The organism is Mycobacterium sp. THU-M104, from assembly GCF_049197365.1.
GTDB lineage: Bacteria > Actinomycetota > Actinomycetes > Mycobacteriales > Mycobacteriaceae > Mycobacterium.
Window position 1 is genome coordinate 1 of record NZ_JBMIOP010000192.1, and the last position, 1,516, is coordinate 1,516.

Annotated in this window: 1 protein-coding gene and 3 pseudogenes; 2 read left to right on the forward strand and 2 right to left on the reverse strand. The window is 67.1% G+C overall.

What is annotated here, in order from left to right; all coding sequences use genetic code 11:
- Positions 1–172: 172 nt before the first annotated feature.
- A pseudogene (locus ACOJVU_RS15235) lies at positions 173–757 on the forward strand (acyl-CoA synthetase); the annotation flags it as partial.
- Between the two features lie 3 nt (positions 758–760).
- Here ACOJVU_RS15235 and ACOJVU_RS15240 read toward each other — a convergent pair.
- Positions 761–997, reverse strand: a pseudogene (locus tag ACOJVU_RS15240) (TetR/AcrR family transcriptional regulator); the annotation flags it as partial.
- A gap of 65 nt (positions 998–1,062) precedes the next feature.
- On the opposite strand from ACOJVU_RS15240, the pseudogene ACOJVU_RS15245 reads away from it, so the two are divergent.
- Positions 1,063–1,350, forward strand: a pseudogene (locus ACOJVU_RS15245) (cytochrome P450); the annotation flags it as partial.
- On the opposite strand, the gene ACOJVU_RS15250 reads toward ACOJVU_RS15245, so the two are convergent.
- Positions 1,317–1,516 (reverse strand): hypothetical protein (locus tag ACOJVU_RS15250; protein ID WP_421530547.1); only part of this gene is annotated, 200 nt, incomplete at its 5' end. The pseudogene ACOJVU_RS15245 and the gene ACOJVU_RS15250 overlap by 34 nt on opposite strands.

Genomic DNA, 1,516 nt, shown 5'->3' on the forward strand with positions numbered 1-1,516 from the left:
CGAGGTCGACGGCGCGACGGGAGAGATCCAGGTGCTCGAACCGGGCCCGGACGCTCATCCGGTGCTTCCGGAAAACAACGACACCCCTTGATTCGACCACAATGAGCGAGCCGCGCTGAGTCAATCGCACTGCGTTTGCGCCGGGGACGGCCACGGTACTCTCATGCCCGTGCTGGTCGTTTATCCGGCGCTGCAAGGGCCCACCCTGCGGATCGTCGATCCCGCGACCGGCATCGAGTGCCCGGACGAAACGACCGGCGAGATCTGGGTGCTGCACGGCGGCAACGTCAGCACGGGCTATTGGCGCAAGCCCGACGAGACCGCGCGCACCTTCGGCGCCGTGCTGGTCGAACCCTCGGCCGGCACGCCCGAGGGGCCTTGGCTGCGGACCGGGGACCTGGGCTTCATCTGCGATGGGGCGCTGTTCATCGTGGGCCGCATCGAGGACCTGCTGGTCACCTAGGGGCGGAACCACGCTCCCGACGACATCGAGGCGACGATCCGGGAGATCACCCGCGGCCGGGTCGCGGCGATCGCCGTTACCGATGACGGCATGCAGCAGCTTGTCGTCGTCGTGGAGGTCAAGAAGCGGAGCGTTTCCGAGAAGGATGTGATGCACGAATTCGCCGTCCTCAAAAGTGAAGTCGTCTCGGCGGTCTGGAACTCACACGGCCTGCGGGTCGCGGATCTGGTCATGGTGGATCCCGGTTCGATTCCGATGACCACCAGCGGCAAGATCAGACGATCGACATGCGTGGGGTACGCCGTAGAGCATCGCGATCAGCTGGGGCAGATTGTCGGCCACCAGGTCGTCGCGAACACGGCCGCACCGCTGGCCCCGGCGGACAAGGTCGTTGAGGGCCTCGTTGAGCCCGACCGAGGTGTCCGGGGTCAGCGATCCGGCCCGGTGCGCGGCGATCAGGAGGTGGTGTTCGCGGGCGCCGAGACAGATTGCGGCTTCGATCAGTTCGGCAAGGCCGCGCAGCGGGTCCTCGGCCAGCTCCCCCACGAGACCGCGATCATGACCGGTGTGGTGATGATGCTTGCCGGTCACGAAACCAGCGCGCCGGTGAACTCCTCGTCATGAACCTGCCCGCGGGCAACTGGGATCCCGAGTTCACCGACTATCCGGAGTCCTTCGGTCATGAACGAAATACCCGGGGGCACTTGGATTTCGGCTACGGCACCCACCAGTGCCTCGGCCAGAACCTCGCGCGGGTCGAGATGCAGGTCGCGTTCATCACGCTGGCGCGGCGGCTGCCGGGGCTGAAACTGGCCGCGCCGCCGGAAGAGCTGAGCTTCAAAGAGGCCGACATCTACGGTATGAAGGAGCTTCCCGTCACCTGGTGATGCGTGCGGTCGCCCGCACGCAGGCGGCGGAGCCGCTTGTAGATCGCGTCGGCGGCGAGGACGGCGGGGATGGCGAGCAGGGCGGTCAGCCACCCGGCCCACGACGGGCCGGTTTGGCCGAGCAGGTGCGCGAGCGGTGGCACATACAGGAAGGCCGCCAGCATCG